Consider the following 1358-nt stretch of genomic DNA (forward strand, 5'->3'; position numbering starts at 1 on the left):
AACGGCAGCACCGTCAGCACCACGATTACCAGTGCTACGGGGGGTAACTTCGAGAACCTGGTGCCGAGCACCGAGCCGGCGGTGACCACCATCACCGATTCGATCGACCCCACCTCACTCACCCTGACGGCGACTTCGACGGTGGGTGAGAACGGTGTAATTACCTACACCGCTACGGTCGGTGCGCCTGTGACCGGTTCGCCACTGACAGTAACCCTGTCCAATGGCCAGACCATTACCATCCCGGTGGGTGAATCCGCCGGTACTGTGGACTTCACCGCGCCGAATGATGTGTACAACGGCGCCGACTCGATCATCACCACCATCACCGGCACCACAGGTGGTAACTACGAAAAGCTTGAACCGAGCGAAGAGCCTGCGATTACCGAAGTGGTCGACAGTACGGACACCACAAGCCTGAACGTGACGGCAACTGGCGAAGTCGCCGAAGGTGGCAAGATCGTCTACACCGCGACCTTGAGCAATCCGGCCGGTACCGAAATGCAGATCACCCTGAGCAATGGTGAGACCATCACCATTGCCGCAGGTGCGAAAGAAGGCAGCATCAGCATTGATGCGCCGGGCGATGATTCATACATTGATGCTGGCACACTGAGTGTTACGGTCACTGGTACCAGCGGTGGTAACTTTGAAGAGCTGGAGGTCAGTGACAAACCAGCAGTGACCACGGTGACCGACACCATCGACACCACTACCGTGACCCTGAGCGCTACACCCAGCGTGGCCGAAGGTGGCGTTGTCACCTACACCGCGTCGGTCAATGCCCCGGTTACCGGTACCCCGCTGGTGGTGACCCTGGCCAACGGCCAGACCATCACCATCCCGGTCGGCGAGTCCTCGGGCTCGGTGCCGTTCACTGCACCGAACAACGTTCACAACACCAACGCACCGCTGACCAACAGCATCACGGACATCAGTGGCGGCAACTACGAGAAAGTAGAAGCGGCAGGCACGCCAACCACGACCGTCACCGATGGTCCAGGCACCCAGGATTCGACTGGCCTGAGCGTCAGCGCGACTGGCGAAGTGACTGAAGGCGGCAAGATCGTCTACACCGTATCGCTGACCAACCCAGCGGGCACCGAAATGAAGGTGACCCTGAGCAACAACCAGGTCGTCACCATCGCCGCCGGCGCGAAAGAAGGTTCGATCACCGTTGATGCTCCGTCTGATGACGTCTACAAAGACGGCGAAACGCTGAACGTCACCATCACCGGCAGCACCGGCGGTGACTTCGAAAGCCTGGTGACCAGCCCAGATGCGGCAGTGACTGTCGTCACCGACACCATTGACACCACCACCGTGACCCTGAGCGCCACACCAAGCGTGGCTGAAGG

Annotated in this window: 1 protein-coding gene; it reads left to right on the top strand. The window is 59.9% G+C overall.

Annotated features, from left to right (window positions below; genetic code table 11):
• The coding region (locus CYD26_RS25155) for an immunoglobulin-like domain-containing protein (protein ID WP_371917267.1) at positions 1–1358 on the top strand (1358 nt) is incomplete at both ends.

Source organism: Pseudomonas sp. FFUP_PS_473 (assembly GCF_002858665.1).
Classification (GTDB): Bacteria; Pseudomonadota; Gammaproteobacteria; order Pseudomonadales; family Pseudomonadaceae; genus Aquipseudomonas; species Aquipseudomonas defluvii.